At 70.5% G+C, this 13,551-nt stretch carries 15 protein-coding genes, 1 other RNA gene and 2 pseudogenes; all 18 read right to left on the reverse strand.

The genetic code is table 11. The features are described from left to right. Positions 1-281 (reverse strand): annotated as a pseudogene (locus ACTOWL_RS24690) (hypothetical protein); the annotation flags it as partial. Positions 282-301: 20 nt separating this feature from the next. Next, positions 302-2,251 carry an ATP-dependent zinc metalloprotease FtsH gene (gene ftsH, locus ACTOWL_RS24695; RefSeq protein WP_441323941.1) on the reverse strand — a complete coding sequence of 650 codons (1,950 nt, stop codon included), beginning with the start codon at positions 2,249-2,251 and terminating at the stop codon, positions 302-304. Positions 2,252-2,397: 146 nt separating this feature from the next. Continuing rightward, positions 2,398-3,120, reverse strand: coding sequence for a YbgF trimerization domain-containing protein (locus tag ACTOWL_RS24700; RefSeq protein ID WP_441323942.1), 723 nt, complete (start codon positions 3,118-3,120; stop codon positions 2,398-2,400). Positions 3,121-3,298: 178 nt separating this feature from the next. Beyond that, a complete protein-coding gene (pal, locus tag ACTOWL_RS24705; protein WP_441323943.1) occupies positions 3,299-3,772 on the reverse strand; it encodes a peptidoglycan-associated lipoprotein Pal in 474 nt (157 codons plus the stop codon). A gap of 122 nt (positions 3,773-3,894) precedes the next feature. After that, a complete protein-coding gene (gene tolB / locus ACTOWL_RS24710) occupies positions 3,895-5,208 on the reverse strand; it encodes a Tol-Pal system beta propeller repeat protein TolB (RefSeq protein ID WP_441323944.1) in 1,314 nt (437 codons plus the stop codon). Between the two features lie 16 nt (positions 5,209-5,224). Beyond that, positions 5,225-5,473 (reverse strand): hypothetical protein, encoded by a 249-nt coding sequence (locus ACTOWL_RS24715; RefSeq protein WP_441323945.1) that lies wholly within the window; start codon positions 5,471-5,473, stop codon positions 5,225-5,227. 915 nt (positions 5,474-6,388) lie between these two features. Further along, positions 6,389-6,910, reverse strand: a complete 522-nt coding sequence (gene tolR, locus ACTOWL_RS24720; RefSeq protein WP_441323946.1) for a protein TolR — start codon at positions 6,908-6,910, stop codon at positions 6,389-6,391. Next, positions 6,910-7,641 carry a protein TolQ gene (gene tolQ / locus ACTOWL_RS24725; RefSeq protein ID WP_441323996.1) on the reverse strand — a complete coding sequence of 244 codons (732 nt, stop codon included), beginning with the start codon at positions 7,639-7,641 and terminating at the stop codon, positions 6,910-6,912. Before tolQ ends, tolR begins: the two co-directional genes overlap by 1 nt. Before the next feature lie 11 nt (positions 7,642-7,652). Beyond that, positions 7,653-8,084, reverse strand: coding sequence for a tol-pal system-associated acyl-CoA thioesterase (ybgC, locus tag ACTOWL_RS24730; RefSeq protein ID WP_441323947.1), 432 nt, complete (start codon positions 8,082-8,084; stop codon positions 7,653-7,655). After that, positions 8,081-9,136, reverse strand: a complete 1,056-nt coding sequence (ruvB, locus tag ACTOWL_RS24735; RefSeq protein ID WP_441323948.1) for a Holliday junction branch migration DNA helicase RuvB — start codon at positions 9,134-9,136, stop codon at positions 8,081-8,083. Before ruvB ends, ybgC begins: the two co-directional genes overlap by 4 nt. After that, on the reverse strand, positions 9,133-9,756 hold the full coding sequence (gene ruvA / locus ACTOWL_RS24740) for a Holliday junction branch migration protein RuvA (protein WP_441323949.1): 624 nt from the start codon (positions 9,754-9,756) through the stop codon (positions 9,133-9,135). The genes ruvB and ruvA overlap by 4 nt, the downstream gene beginning before the upstream one ends. Further along, complete coding sequence (ruvC, locus tag ACTOWL_RS24745; RefSeq protein ID WP_441323950.1) at positions 9,753-10,262, reverse strand: crossover junction endodeoxyribonuclease RuvC; 510 nt, start codon at positions 10,260-10,262, stop codon at positions 9,753-9,755. The genes ruvA and ruvC overlap by 4 nt, the downstream gene beginning before the upstream one ends. Before the next feature lie 104 nt (positions 10,263-10,366). After that, the gene (locus ACTOWL_RS24750; RefSeq protein WP_441323951.1) at positions 10,367-11,116 is read right to left on the reverse strand and encodes a YebC/PmpR family DNA-binding transcriptional regulator; all 750 of its coding nucleotides are present in this window, start codon (positions 11,114-11,116) and stop codon (positions 10,367-10,369) included. Positions 11,117-11,334: 218 nt separating this feature from the next. Next, positions 11,335-12,174, reverse strand: coding sequence for a TIGR00282 family metallophosphoesterase (locus ACTOWL_RS24755; protein WP_441323952.1), 840 nt, complete (start codon positions 12,172-12,174; stop codon positions 11,335-11,337). 12 nt (positions 12,175-12,186) lie between these two features. After that, positions 12,187-12,735: pseudogene (locus tag ACTOWL_RS24760) on the reverse strand (5-formyltetrahydrofolate cyclo-ligase); the annotation flags it as partial. Positions 12,736-12,792: 57 nt separating this feature from the next. After that, positions 12,793-12,951, reverse strand: a non-coding RNA gene (ssrS, locus tag ACTOWL_RS24765) — 6S RNA. A gap of 13 nt (positions 12,952-12,964) precedes the next feature. Beyond that, positions 12,965-13,291: a cell division protein ZapA gene (locus tag ACTOWL_RS24770; RefSeq protein WP_441323953.1), complete on the reverse strand. Its 327-nt coding sequence runs from the start codon at positions 13,289-13,291 to the stop codon at positions 12,965-12,967. Positions 13,292-13,295: 4 nt separating this feature from the next. Then, a complete protein-coding gene (locus ACTOWL_RS24775) occupies positions 13,296-13,526 on the reverse strand; it encodes a hypothetical protein (protein WP_441323954.1) in 231 nt (76 codons plus the stop codon). Positions 13,527-13,551 lie beyond the last annotated feature (25 nt).

The following is a 13,551-nucleotide window of genomic DNA, read 5'->3' on the forward strand; positions in this document are numbered from 1 at the left end:
CCCGGAGCCGCTGGCGCGGCTCCGACCTCTCCCGCAAGCGGGAGAGGCAACGCCTCATTCTCGTGCGGAGATGGTGCCGGCCCCCGCAGGATCAACTCGACCCGGTCGAAGGACAGCGGCCCGCCGGCCAGGGGCAGCGCGCCGGGCGCGGCGTCGGCCAGGCCGAGCGGGCGCAGATACAGCCGCACCCCGGGCCGGGCGGCCCAGGGCGCGAAGTCGTCGGAGAGGGAAACGGCACGGGCCGCGTCGAAACGCGGCCCGTGGGTCTTGTCAGTCGCCATCCGGTCAGGTGCCCGCCCGATTACGTACCAGGTTGGGGCTCCGGGTCGATGCCCTTGGCGCCGCCCGAGGGCACCGAGGTGCGCTTGCCGCTGGTCGGGCGCTTCGGCGGCGGCGGCTCGTCGGTCGGCTCCGGCCGCACGATCGGCTCGCCGCGCAGGATCAGGCCCCGCACCTCGTCGCCGGTCAGCGTCTCGAACTCGAGCAGCGCGTTGGCCAGCAGATGCAGCTGGTCGATGTGCTCGGTCAGGATGTTGCGGGCCGTGCTCTCGGCCTCCTCGATCAGGCGACGCATCTCCTCGTCGATGATCTTGGCGGTCTCTTCCGAGATGTTCTGCGTCTGCGTCACCGAATGGCCCAGGAACACTTCCTGGCCGTTCGAGCTGTAGCGCAGCCGGCCCAGCTTCGGCGACATGCCCCACTCGGTCACCATGGCACGGGCCAGGTTGGTCGCCGCCTGGATGTCGCTCGAGGCGCCGCTGGTCACCCGCTCCGGCCCGAAGATCAGCTCTTCCGCCAGGCGGCCACCGAAGGTCATGGCCAGCCGCGATTCCATCTGGATCTTGGCCCAGCTGATGCGGTCGTTCTCCGGCAGGCTGACCACCATGCCGAGCGAGCGGCCGCGCGGGATGATCGTCGCCTTGTGGATCGGATCATGCTCCGGCACGTACAGCCCGACGATGGCATGGCCGGCCTCGTGATAGGCGGTGGTCTTCTTCTCGGCATCGGTCATGACCATGGAGCGGCGCTCGGCGCCCATCATGACCTTGTCCTTGGCCTCCTCGAACTCGGCATGGGCGACCACGCGCTTGCCGCGCCGGGCGGCCAGCAGCGCCGCCTCGTTGACCAGGTTGGCCAGGTCGGCGCCCGAGAAGCCGGGGGTGCCGCGGGCGATCACCCGCGGGTCGACATCCGGCGCCAGCGGCACCTTGCGCATATGGACCTTGAGGATCTTCTCGCGGCCCATGATGTCCGGGTTCGGCACCACCACCTGGCGGTCGAAGCGGCCGGGACGCAGCAGCGCCGGGTCCAGCACGTCCGGACGGTTGGTCGCGGCGATCAGGATCACGCCCTCATTCGCCTCGAAGCCGTCCATCTCGACCAGCAGCTGGTTCAGCGTCTGCTCGCGCTCGTCGTTGCCGCCGCCCAGGCCGGCGCCGCGATGGCGGCCGACCGCGTCGATCTCGTCGATGAAGATGATGCAGGGGGCGTTCTTCTTGCCCTGCTCGAACATGTCGCGGACGCGCGAGGCGCCGACGCCGACGAACATCTCGACGAAGTCCGAGCCGGAGATGGTGAAGAACGGCACGTTGGCCTCGCCCGCGACCGCGCGGGCGGTCAGGGTCTTGCCGGTGCCGGGCGGGCCGACCAGCAGCACGCCCTTCGGGATCTTGCCGCCCAGGCGCTGGAACTTCTGCGGGTCCTTCAGAAACTCGACGATCTCTTCGAGCTCCTGCTTGGCCTCGTCGATGCCGGCGACGTCGTCGAAGGTGACGCGGCCGGTGCGCTCGGTCAGCAGCCGGGCGCGGCTCTTGCCGAAGCCCATGGCCTTGCCGCCGCCGGACTGCATCTGGCGCATGAAGAAGATCCAGACGCCGATCAGCAGCAGCATCGGCAGCCACGACATCAGCGTCGTCAGCAGCAGGTTCGGCCCCTCGGGCGCCGCGGCCTGCACGCGCACGCCGGCCTGCGTCATCTTGTTGACGATGTCGGTGCCGTCCGGGACGTAGGTCCGGAACTCCCCGCCGCCGCCAGTCTGATTGTAATGGCCGACGACGGAGTTGCCCTGGACCTTGGCGTCCCCGACCTGGCCCTTCTCGACCGCGGTCACTAGGTCGCTGTAGGCCAGCTCACCCTGCGTGCTGCGGCCGCCGGAGCTCTGAAACAGGTTGAACAGCGCCAGGAGCAGCAGGCCGATGATGATCCAGAGCGCAAAGTTCTTGCCGAAATTGTTCACGGACGGTCGCCTCATGTCCCGCGCATGCCGCTTGCGCGGCGTCACGGCGTCGTGGGTCCCCGGAATGCCTCCGGAGGCTCGTTAGTAGATAATATAGCGCCGCGTCTAAACAACCGGGAATCCATTCGGCAGCAGCGGCGAAAGCGGCTCGAACCGCAGAATCAGGCCGTTTCCGGTTGTGCCGGCCAGGTTCGGGCGCCGCAGCACGTGGCCATTCCGCCACAGCGCCGGCAGCACCGCGGCCCGCGCGGATCCATCGACCAGGCGGTGTTGAAGGCGTTGGCCGCCTCGCCCGGGCGGCCTTGGGCCAGCAGGGACTCGCCGAGGCTGTAGGCGGCGGTCGCATCGCCGCCCGGCGCCGCGGCGAGGCCGTAGGATTGCGGCTCGGTCGAGGCAAAGCCCGGGACCGAGGTCCCGGGATCGGCCGCGCCCATGTCCTGAATCATGCCGCCCAGGCTGTCGCCCTGGCCGTCATAGGCCGGGGCCAGCGGGGCGGCGTCGGACCGCTTCGGCGGCATCAGCGGCGTCGGGGTGAAGGGCTGCGGCGTCCGCGGCGCGGCCGGGGCGCTCTGGGTCGGCGCCCGCTTGGCCGGGGCCGGGGCCGGCGCGGCCTTGGTGCTGCCACCACCGCCGCCCTCGAGCTCGTTCAGCCGGAACTCGATGTCGGCCTGGGCCCGCTTCAGCTGATCGGCGAGCTGCTGGTTCTGGTACTGCAGCTGCTCGATCTGGCCGGTCAGCTGCGAGATCTGCTGCTCCAGCGTGCTGACCCGGACCTCGAGCTGGGCCTCGTAGCTCTGCGCCCGGCCGGGCCCGGACGGGGCCAGGACCGCGACGGCAAACGCCGCGACCGCAAGAATACTCCATCGCCTGTGCGAAGCCGGCATGTCGCCTCCACCTCCATGGTTCGGGGCACGGGACCAATCCTGAGCTGATCCCAGCGGCGAAAATAAGACGCGCCGGGCACGGCGGCAACGGCGATGCCGTTGCCGCCGTCCGGCGCGCAAGTCGTCCGACCAGCGGCAGGCGGCCCCGCGAAGGCGCCGCCTGCCGTCCTGGCGGGGATCAGTTGACGATGGTGACCGCCCGGCGGTTCTGCGCCCAGGCCGACTCGTCGTGGCCCGGCACCGCCGGACGCTCCTTGCCGTAGCTGATGGTGGTGACCCGCGACGGGGCCACGCCATTGGCGATCAGGTAGTTGCGCACCGAGTTGGAGCGGCGGTCGCCGAGCGCGAGGTTGTACTCGCGGGTGCCACGCTCGTCGGCGTGGCCTTCGACGGTCACGGCGACGCTCTGGTACTGCTGCAGCCAGCCGCCCTGCTTGTTCAGCGTGGCCTGGGCCTCGGGGCTCAGGTCGAAGCCGTTGAACGAGAAGAACACCCGGTCGCCGATGTTCTGCGCCAGATCCTGCTGCGAGCCGGGAACGGCGGTGCCGGAGCCGAGGCCGCCGGCGCCTGCGCCGGTGCCGGCGTTCTGGGTGGAGCTGCAGGCCGTGGCCAGCAGCAGAGCCCCCATGAGGGACACAATCTTGAGACGCATGGTTCTTTGCCCCTGAGGTGGATCCGACTTTACGATTCGGAAAGCGGTTGAGGGAAAAGCAGGTTACTGCCCGCTCCGCAAGGTATTTCTTGCGTTATTTCTAGCATTTCTGCGGCTTGCCGTCACGGCAACAGTGGCGACCAGGCGGCATCGGACGCGTCGAAGGGCGTCGGCACCGCGGCGCTGACCCGGCCGGTGATGTCGACCGTGACCAGCTTGCTGCCGCCGCCGCCGCTCGCCGTGTACATCAGCACGCGGCCGTTCGGCGCCCAGGTCGGGCCTTCGGCCAGGAATCCCGAGGCCAGGTCGCGCTCGCCGGTGCCGTCCGGCCGCATCACGCCGATCGAGAATCCGGCGCCGCCCAGCTTGGTGAAGGCGATCAGGTCGCCGCGCGGCGACCACACCGGCGTGGCGTAGCGGCCCTGGCCGAAGCTGAGCCGCCGCACGCCCGAGCCGTCGGAGTTCATGATGTAGATCTGCTGGCTGCCGCCGCGGTCGCTCTCGAACACGATCTGCGTCCCGTCCTTGGAATAGGAGGGCGAGGTCTCGATCGAGGGGTCCGAGGTCAGGCGCTGCGCCGAGCGGGTGCGCAGGTCCATGACGTAGATGTCGGTGTTGCCGGCCGACGCCATGCTGAAGATCACCCGGTTGCCGTCCGGGCTGAAGCGCGGCGAGAAGGTCATGTTCGGGAAGTCGCCGAGCGATTCCTGCCGGCCGCTGCCGAGGTCGAGCAGATAGACCCGCGGCTTGTTGTTCACATAGGCCATGTAGGTGATCTGCTGCGTGTTCGGCGAGAAACGCGGCGTCAGCACCAGCTGGGAGCCGTCGGTCAGGAACTGATGGTTGGCCCCGTCCTGGTCCATGATCGCCAGGCGCTTGACCCGGTTGATCTCGGGCCCGGTCTCCGAGACGTAGACGATGCGGGTGTCGAAATAGCCGTCCTCGCCGGTGATGGCGCGGTAGATTTCGTCCGCGATCTTGTGGGCGACGCGGCGCATCAGGCTGCTGTCGCCGGTCAGGGTCAGGCCGGTCAGCTGCTGCTCGGCGCTGACGTCCCACAGCCGGAAGTCGACGTCGAAGCGGCCGTCGCCGCGCGGCCGGACCTGGCCGGTGACCAGGGCCTGGGCCGCCAGCACCTTCCAGTCGGCGAAGCGCGGGCCCTGCTGCAGCGAGGCCGCGTCCTGGGTGAAGGCACGCGGGTCGATCGGCGCGAACAGGCCGGAGCGCTGCAGATCCGCCGAGATGATCTGGCTGATCTGGCTGCCGACCGAGTCACCGGGGAAGTCGGTGATCGCGATCGGCATCGGCTGGGTCACGCCCTGGTTGATGTCGATCCGGATCTCGGCCTGCGACGGTGTCGCCGCCAGCGAGAGGGATACGACCGCAGCCAGGGCGGCCAGCGTGGTGTGGAGGAAGCCTCGTTTCATAGTCTGCACCTCGGTTCCTGGCTGGTCAGAACATTTGCGACGGATCGAACACTAGGCGGAAGGTGTCATCCGGCCATCCCCCCTGCGGGACGGGCCATTGATCGAACGTGACATAGACAGCGCGCACTGCCGCACGGGCCGCCGCGTTGCTGCGCATCGACGGATCGGCGATCTCCACGGAAGTCAGTTTGCCGCTGCTGTCGATCCGGACGAGAACCTCGACGACGGGAACGTCCTGCGCTTGGCGATCCACGTTCCACTGGTTTCCGACCACTCGGGCGATGGCATCCTTATCGCCTTTGCTGATGTCGCGCGACCGGGAGTTCTGGCCGGACGCTGCGGCGGGACGAGTCGAGCGGCTGGTGCTCGGCCGGGTCGACGTGGACTCACTGGCCAAGGCATCAAGTGCGTCGCTGTCGACCGACTGGGATTGGCCCTGCGACGACCGTGTCGGCGTGGCCGCCTGCTGCGCCGCCGGCGGGGGCGGCGACGGCCGTTTGCCGGGGCGCGGCGCCTCGGTCGGCGAGATCGCCATCGGGTCGGCCTGCGCCGTCTCGGCCGGCGGTGCCGGCGGGGAGGCGGTCGGGGTCGGCTCCGCCTGCGGCTTGCCCGAGGGCGGGTTCGGCCGCTGCGGCGGCGGGGGCGGCGGCGGTTGCGGCGTGGGCGGGGGTGGCGGCGAGCGTGTGGCCTCGGGCGACGGCGCCTGCACCGGCGGTGGCGGCGGCGTGGGCGGCGGCGGCGTCGGAGTCGGCGGCGTCGGCAGCTCCGGCGCCTGCGGCGGCGTCTTCGGCGCCGGCGGGGTCGGCGGCGGAGGCGGCGGCGAGGCCGGCTCGGGCTCCGGCGCCGGGCGTGCCTGCGGCGTCGGCTCGGACTGGCGCGGCTGCGGCAGCTGCGCCACCTTCGGCGGCTCCGGCCGCTGCGTCGGCGGCTTCGGCGACGGCGGCGACTTCGCCGCGGCGGGCGGTGGCGGCGCTTCGGCGTCGCCGGTGGCGTCCGGCGCCGGCGGGCGGTCCGGCGCGATCTCGCCGGTCGCACCCTGGTTCACCTCGTCGGCGCTGACGATCTCCACCGGCACGACCGCGATCGCCGGCGCGTCGCGCCGGAACAGCGGCAGCCCGAGCATCAGCACGACCAGCAGGACGCCGTGCAGGGCCAGGGAGATGATGAGACTGGGACGCATGGGGCTGGGTCAGCGCCTCGGTGCCGGTGCGGTGGGCGCGGCGGCCGGCACGGTGGTCACAGCGGCCTGGCCCTTCGGCGTCTCGGAGATCAGCGCCACCCGGGTGAATCCGGCCGCGGTGATGGCGCCCATCACCTGCATGATCCGGCCATAGGCCAGCGCCTGGTCGCCGAACACGAAGATCCGGGTCTCGTTCGGGCCGCCGCCCGCCGCCGAGGCCTGGGCCTTGGCGATCGCGGTCAGCATCGGCACCAGGTCCTCCGTCGCCACCTGTCTCTTCTGCACATAGATCTGGCCGGAGGCGTCGATGGTGACCTGGAGCGGATCCTCCTTGGTCGGGATGTTCTGGGCCCGGGTCTGCGGCAGGTCGACCGGCACGCCGACGGTCAGCAGCGGCGCCGTGACCATGAACACGATCAGCAGCACCAGCATGACGTCGACGAAGGGCGTGACGTTGATCTCGGCGTTGGGGCGGAAGGTGCGGCGGCCGCCGCGCGTCCGGCCGGTGGCGTGGGAGAGCGAGACACCCATCAGCTGCGGTCCTCGAGATAGCGCGACAGGATGGCGCCGAATTCGCCGGCGAAGTTCTCCAGCCGCTCGGCGTATTTGTTCAGGTCGTTCGAGAACTTGTTGTAGGCGGTGGTGGCGGGAATGGCGGCGAACAGGCCGATGGCGGTGGCGAACAGCGCCTCGGCGATGCCCGGCGCCACCACGGCGAGGCTGGTGTCGGCCTGTGCCGCGATCGACTGGAACGAGTTCATGATGCCCCAGACCGTGCCGAACAGGCCGATGAAGGGCGCGGTCGAGCCGACCGAGGCCAGCACGGTCATGCCGCGCTCGACCCGCCCGAGCTCACGGGTCATGGTCACCTGCATCACCCGGTCGATGCGCTGCTGCAGCCCGGCCCGCATGCTGCCGGAGGCGCCGATGCCGCGGTCGGCGGCGATGCGCCATTCCTTCATGCCGGCGGCGAAGGTGGCGGCCATCGGGTCGGGCGGGTTGGCGCCGACCTGGTCGTACAGGTCGTCGAGCGAGCCGCCGGACCAGAACGCGTCCTCGAAGGCATCGGCCTGGCGGTTCAGCCGGCGCACGCGGATCCACTTCTCGAAGATGATCGCCCAGCACCAGACCGATGCCGCCAGCAGCAGCAGCATCACGAATTTGACGACCACATCGGCCTGCAGGAACAGGCCCCACATGCTCATGTTGTGCACGCCACCCTGCCCGACCGCCTGAGCGGTTTCGATCACCGACTGCTCCATACCTTCGCCCTTCACTCCGCCGCGTGTGACGCGGTCTGACCCTTGATCGCGTTGAAGACCTCGCGGAGCCGGGGCGGCATCCGCGCCGCCCGGCCGTCACGAGTGATGCAGGCCAATTTCAGCAGCAATGTGACGATGTCATCCCCGCCGCGCCGGATCGCCTGCGACATTTCGAGACTGGCGCCGCCGATCGCCGTCACCCGGGTCTCGACCACCAGCTGGTCGTCGAGCCGGGCGGAACGGCGGAAATCGATGGCGCAGTGGCGCACGGCGAAGGCGATGCCGGTCTCCGCCAGCATCGTCCACTGCTCGAATCCCGCCACGCGCAACAGCTCGGTCCGCGCCCGCTCGGCGAAGCGCAGATAGGAAGCGTGATAGACGATGCCCGAGCCGTCCGTGTCCTCCCAATAGATCCGGACGGGGAAGCTGTGGGGCGCGCTCACGGCTCGTCTTCCGCCAACAGGTCGAGCTGGGAGGCGGCGCGCTTCGGCTCGGCCAGGCCGAGGGCGCGGTAGCCGCGGTCGCCCAGCACGCGGCCGCGCTGCGTGCGCTGCACCAGGCCCTGCTGCAGCAGGTACGGCTCGATCACGTCCTCGATCATGTCGCGCTGCTCGCTCAGCGCCGCCGCCAGCGTCTCGACCCCGACCGGGCCGCCGCCGTAATGCTCCGCGATCAGGCGCAGGTAGCGCCGGTCCATGGCGTCCAGCCCGGCCTCGTCGACATCGAGGCGCTTCAGCGCCTGGTCGGCGGCGTGGGCGTCGATCTGGGCCAGCCCGGCCACCGCGCCGAAATCGCGCACCCGGCGCAGCAGCCTTCCGGCGATGCGCGGCGTGCCGCGCGAGCGCTTGGCGATCTCGTGCGCGCCCTCCTCCGACAGCGGGCAGCCCAGCAGCCGGGCGCCGCGGGCGACGATCGATTCCAGCTCCGGCGTGCCGTAGAAGTTCAGGCGCAGCGGGATGCCGAAGCGGTCGCGCAGCGGCGTGGTGATCAGGCCCGACCGGGTGGTGGCGCCGACCAGGGTGAAGGGCGGCAGGTCGATCCGCACCGACCGCGCCGCCGGCCCCTCGCCGATGATCAGGTCGAGCTGGAAGTCCTCCATCGCCGGGTACAGGATCTCCTCCACCGCCGGGTTCAGGCGGTGGATCTCGTCGATGAACAGCACGTCGCGCGGCTGCAGGTTGGTCAGGATCGCCGCCAGGTCGCCGGCGCGGGCGATCACCGGGCCGGAGGTGGCGCGGAAGCCGACGCCGAGCTCGCGCGACACGATCTGGGCCAGCGTGGTCTTGCCCAGGCCCGGCGGGCCGAACAGCAGGACATGGTCCAGCGCCTCGGCCCGGCCGCGGGCGGCGGTGACGAAGACGCGGAGATTGTCGCAGACCTCGCGCTGGCCGACGAAATCCTCCAGCGTCTGCGGCCGCAGCGAGGCCTCATCGTCGCCCTGGCGCTCGCCGGTGACGATGCGGTCGGGCCCATCATCGTTTGGGGGGCCGCTCATGACGCCAGCTCACGCAGGGCCGCGGGGATGATCGCCGACACGGTCGCCTCGGGGCCGAGCTTGCCGCCGGCCCTGGCCACCGCGGCGAAGGCCTCGGCCCGGCCATAGCCGAGATTGACCAGGGCGGAGATCGCGTCGGCCGCGGCTCCCGCCTCCGCCGGCGCGGCCGCGACGCCGCCGCCGGTATGGAACGTGGCGAGGGCTGGCCCGAGGGCGATGCCGCCGACCTTGTCCTTCAGCTCCGACGCGATGCGGCCGGCCAGCTTTGGCCCGACGCCTTCGGCCCGGGCCAGCATCGCCTTGTCGCCGGCGGCGATCGCGGTCGCCACCTGGTCCGGCGACAGCACCGACAGGATGGCGAGGGCGACCTTGGCGCCGACCCCCTGCACCGTGGTCAGAATCCGGAACCAGTCGCGCTCGGCGGTATCGGCGAAGCCGTAGAGATGGATGTGGTCCTCGCGGACATGGGTCTCGACATGCAGCGCCACCGCCTCGCGCGGGCCGCCGAGCAGGCCGAGGGTGCGGCGCGAACAGAACACCAGGTAGCCAACGCCGTTGCAGTCGACCACCGCGTAATCGGCCCCGGCGCTGTCCAGCAGGCCGCGCAGCCGGGCGATCATCGCGCCACCTGCAGCCGGATGCCGGCGATGCTGGCCTCGGTCTGGCGGTGATGGGCGTGGCAGATCGCCACCGCCAGCGCGTCGGCCGCGTCCGGCGTCTTGAAGGTCGTCCCCGGCAGCAGCATCCGCACCATGTGCTGCACCTGGGTCTTGTCGGCATGGCCGGCGCCGACCACCGACTTCTTGATGTGGTTGGCGCCGTATTCCGCGACCCGGAGGCCGGCCAGCGCCGGCACCAGCAGCACCACGCCGCGGGCGAGGCCGAGCTTCAGGGTCGAGGTCGGGTTCTTGTTGACGAAGGTCTCCTCGACCGCCGCCTCGTCCGGCGTCCAGCTCCGGATCACCTCGACCAGCCCGTCATGCAGCTGCACCAGGCGGGCGGCGAGGTCGGCCTTGTCGTCGGAATCGACGTGGCCGTCGGCGATGTAGCGCAACCGGTTGCCGTCGACATCCAGGATGCCCCAGCCGGTGTGGCGCAGCCCGGGGTCGAGGCCGAGGATCCTCATCGGCGTCCCGCCGCCGCGCAGGCGGGGCTCGACCGGCCGGCTGCGGCGGCCCGGAACGTTCCCCCTGCTCTCCTCACACCGCGCTCCATATCCCCTCCGCCGGCTCAGGCCGTGAGCCGCGCCATGATCTCGTCCGGGATCTCGAAATTGGCCGAGACCCGCTGCACGTCGTCATTGTCGTCGAGCGTGTCCAGCAGCTTCAGCAGCGCCGCGCCCTGCTCCTCGTTCACCGCGATGGTGTTGAGCGGACGCCAGACCAGCCCGGACAAATCCGGCGCGCCGAACGCCTCCTCCAGCGCGTCGCGCACGGCGGCGAAGCCCTCGACCGAGGTGGTCACGGTGTGGGTCTCGTCATCGCTCTGCACGTCGTCGGCGCCGGCCTCCAGCGCCGCCTCGAACACCGCATCGGCGCCGGCGGCCTTGGCCGGGAACACCAGCTCGCCGACCCGGCTGAACATGAAGCTGACCGAGTTGGTCTCGCCCAGCGACCCGCCATGCTTGGTGAAGGTCGAGCGCACTTCCGCCGCGGTGCGGTTGCGGTTGTCGGTCAGCGCCTCGACGATCACGGCGATGCCGGCCGGGCCGTAGCCCTCGTAGCGGATCTCGACATAGTCGTTGTCGTCGCCGTCGCCGGTCGCGCGCTTGATCGCCCGCTCGATGTTGTCCTTCGGCATGTTCTCCTTGCGCGCGGCCTGGATGGCGGCGCGCAGGCGCGGATTCATCGCCGGGTCGGGCAGGCCGAGCTTGGCGGAAATGGTGATCTCGCGCTGGAGCTTGGTGAAGATCTTGCCCCGCTTGGCGTCCTGCGCGCCCTTGCGATGCATGATGTTCTTGAACTGTGAATGACCGGCCATGGGGCAGTGCCTGACTGACTTGGGAAACTCGCGGCGGGAGACATATGCGGCCGGCCCGGCGTCGGCAAGCGCCACCGCACGGTCACCCGCGCCGCGTTAGGCCCAGACTATGGCGGTTTTGTGGTCCGGAGGGAAGAGGCACGAAAGTTTCCAGCCCGGGATATTCCGTTTCACTGCAATCGGATAGGCGAGATTGCGAAGAAGTAAGTTGAATTCGATCAACCTGCTGATTCGGCCGGGGCGAAACCGGTCGGCCAGGCCGGCACCAGCCGGCCGCCGAGGCGCAGCGGCTCGACCCGGCGGGCGAGTCCCGTGGTCTCGTCGGTCTCCAGCACCAGGCCGCAGATCGTCGGCTGGCCCTCGGCCGGGGTCAGCCGCTCGGTCGGCATCTTGCGGATGAAGCGGGCGATCGCCGGCTCCTTCACCATGCCGATGACGCTGTCGTAGTCGCCGCACATGCCGGCATCGGTCTGGTAGGCGGTGCCGCCGCGCAGGATGTGCAGGTCCGCGGTCGGGATGTGGGTGTGAGTGCCGACCACCAGCGTCACCCGGCCGTCGAGATGGTGGCCCATGGCCATCTTCTCGCTCGACGCCTCGCCGTGGAAATCGACGATGATGGCGTCGACCACACCCGGCATGGCCATGTCGGCGAGCAGCTTGTCGACCGCGGCGAAGGGATCGTCCAGCGCGTCCATGAACAGCCGCGCCATGATGTTGACCACCAGCACCTGGCGGCCGCCGCGGGCCTGCAGCAGGGTGGCGCCGCGCCCCGGCGTGCCGGCCGGGAAGTTGGCCGGGCGCACCATCCGCTTGTCGCGGTCGATGCTGCCCAGCAGCTCGCGCTGGTCCCAGACATGGTTGCCGGTGGTCAGGCAATCGACGCCGGACTCGTAGAACTCCTCGGCGATCTTCGGGGTGATGCCGAAGCCGCCGGCCGAGTTCTCGCCGTTGACCACGACGAAATCGAGGTCGAGGCGCTGCCGCAGCCGCGGCACCTGCTCCATCACCGCCACGCGGGCGGCACGGCCGACGACATCACCCAGAAACAGAATGCGCATCCGAAATCCGTCTCACACAGCAATGCGGATCGCCTCGCGATCCGTCACGATCCAGTCCAGGGCCTCGTCGTGCAGGCCGACCGGCACCGCCGCGACCTCCTGCCCGGCATAGCCGACACCGACCGCCACCACCGGCCGCTGGGCACGGAGCCCGGCCAGGGTGCGGTCGTAGAAGCCGGCGCCGTAGCCCATGCGGAAGCCCTTGCGGTCGAAGCCGAGCAGCGGCACGAACAGCAGGTCGGGCACCCGCTCGGGCGCCGAGGGCGCCGGCACCGCCACGCCGAACACGCCATCGACCAGCGGCGCCTCGGGCGTCCAGTCGCGGAACACCAGGGGCTGGCCCCTGCCCTGCACCACCGGCACGCAGGCGGCGTGGCCGCGATCGATCGCGGCGCGCAGCAGCGGCAGCGGGTCGAGCTCATCGTCGATCGGCAGGTAGCCGCTGACCACGGCGCCGGCGGCGAAGGGGATGGCGGCCAGCACAATGTCGCGGAGCCGGTCGCCGGCCCCGGCCCCGTATTGCACGTGGTACGCAGCACGACGCTCGCGCGCCGCGGCCCGGAAGGCCTTCTTGGAGTCGCGGAGGTCCGTGTCGTCAGACGGTGCGGGAAGAGGCTGAGCGGAGCCGCATCGGCCGGTGGTCATTATGTCTCCTCTTGGGCCCTGCATCAGCAGGTGGGCGCCATGTGCCGGGACCACGGTCCCGGCAGGGACAGCTCCCTAAGAGAAGTGCTACGGCCCCAGGGACAATCGACCTGTCGCACCGAGCAGCCCCGCTACGCGATCAGATTTAGGGCGTCTCGACCCGGGCTGCAATGGCCTCGATCCGATCCGCCAGTTTCTGCAGCCGCGACGCCAGCTCCGGATCGTCCAGCGGCGACGCCGCCACGGCCGCGGCGCCCGGGACCTTGCCCTCGCGCAGGTCGAGCAGCTCGTCGCCCAGCATCAGCGCGACCATGACCAGGAGATGCGTGTCGGTCGCGGTCCGCACCGAGCCCTGGATCTCGCGGATCCGCTCCTGCACGAAGGTGGCGACCTCGCGGACGCGCCCCTCCTGCCCGTCCTCGCAGGCGATCGGATAGGGGCGGTTGTTCAGATTGATTTCGACCCGGGCCACGGCACTACTTTTCCAAAAGGGTCTCGATGCGCTGGATCACCTGGGTGACCCGCGCCGCCACCGTCGCCGTGTCCTCGCGCAGCTCGGTCTCGATCTCGGTCACCGCCTGCGTGCGCACGCGGTCCGCGATCTCGTCGATCTGCGTCTGGCTGCGCTCCGCCTGCGCGGCCACAGCAGCATCCAGGCGCTCCAGGGCGCGTTCCAGGCGGTCGAGCTCCGCGGTCAACCCGCTCATCGGCGGGACTCCAGATCCAGCGTCA

The sequence above is a fragment of the Inquilinus sp. CA228 genome (genome assembly GCF_052078665.1).
In the GTDB taxonomy this organism is placed as follows: Bacteria; Pseudomonadota; Alphaproteobacteria; order DSM-16000; family Inquilinaceae; genus Inquilinus.

Bases quoted from the DNA above. Each gene is read 5' to 3' on its own strand.
- ruvA (WP_441323949.1), bottom strand. From the start codon at position 9,756: ATGATCGCCCGGCTGCGCGGCCTGCTGGACAGCGCCGGGGCCGATTAC.
- pal (WP_441323943.1), bottom strand. From the start codon at position 3,772: ATGCGTCTCAAGATTGTGTCCCTCATGGGGGCTCTGCTGCTGGCCACG.
- ACTOWL_RS24755 (WP_441323952.1), bottom strand. From the start codon at position 12,174: ATGCGCATTCTGTTTCTGGGTGATGTCGTCGGCCGTGCCGCCCGCGTG.
- tolQ (WP_441323996.1), bottom strand. From the start codon at position 7,641: ATGGAGCAGTCGGTGATCGAAACCGCTCAGGCGGTCGGGCAGGGTGGC.
- ruvB (WP_441323948.1), bottom strand. From the start codon at position 9,136: ATGAGCGGCCCCCCAAACGATGATGGGCCCGACCGCATCGTCACCGGC.
- ftsH (WP_441323941.1), bottom strand. From the start codon at position 2,251: ATGAGGCGACCGTCCGTGAACAATTTCGGCAAGAACTTTGCGCTCTGG.
- ACTOWL_RS24700 (WP_441323942.1), bottom strand. From the start codon at position 3,120: ATGCCGGCTTCGCACAGGCGATGGAGTATTCTTGCGGTCGCGGCGTTT.
- tolR (WP_441323946.1), bottom strand. From the start codon at position 6,910: ATGGGTGTCTCGCTCTCCCACGCCACCGGCCGGACGCGCGGCGGCCGC.
- ACTOWL_RS24750 (WP_441323951.1), bottom strand. From the start codon at position 11,116: ATGGCCGGTCATTCACAGTTCAAGAACATCATGCATCGCAAGGGCGCG.
- ruvC (WP_441323950.1), bottom strand. From the start codon at position 10,262: ATGAGGATCCTCGGCCTCGACCCCGGGCTGCGCCACACCGGCTGGGGC.
- ACTOWL_RS24775 (WP_441323954.1), bottom strand. From the start codon at position 13,526: ATGAGCGGGTTGACCGCGGAGCTCGACCGCCTGGAACGCGCCCTGGAG.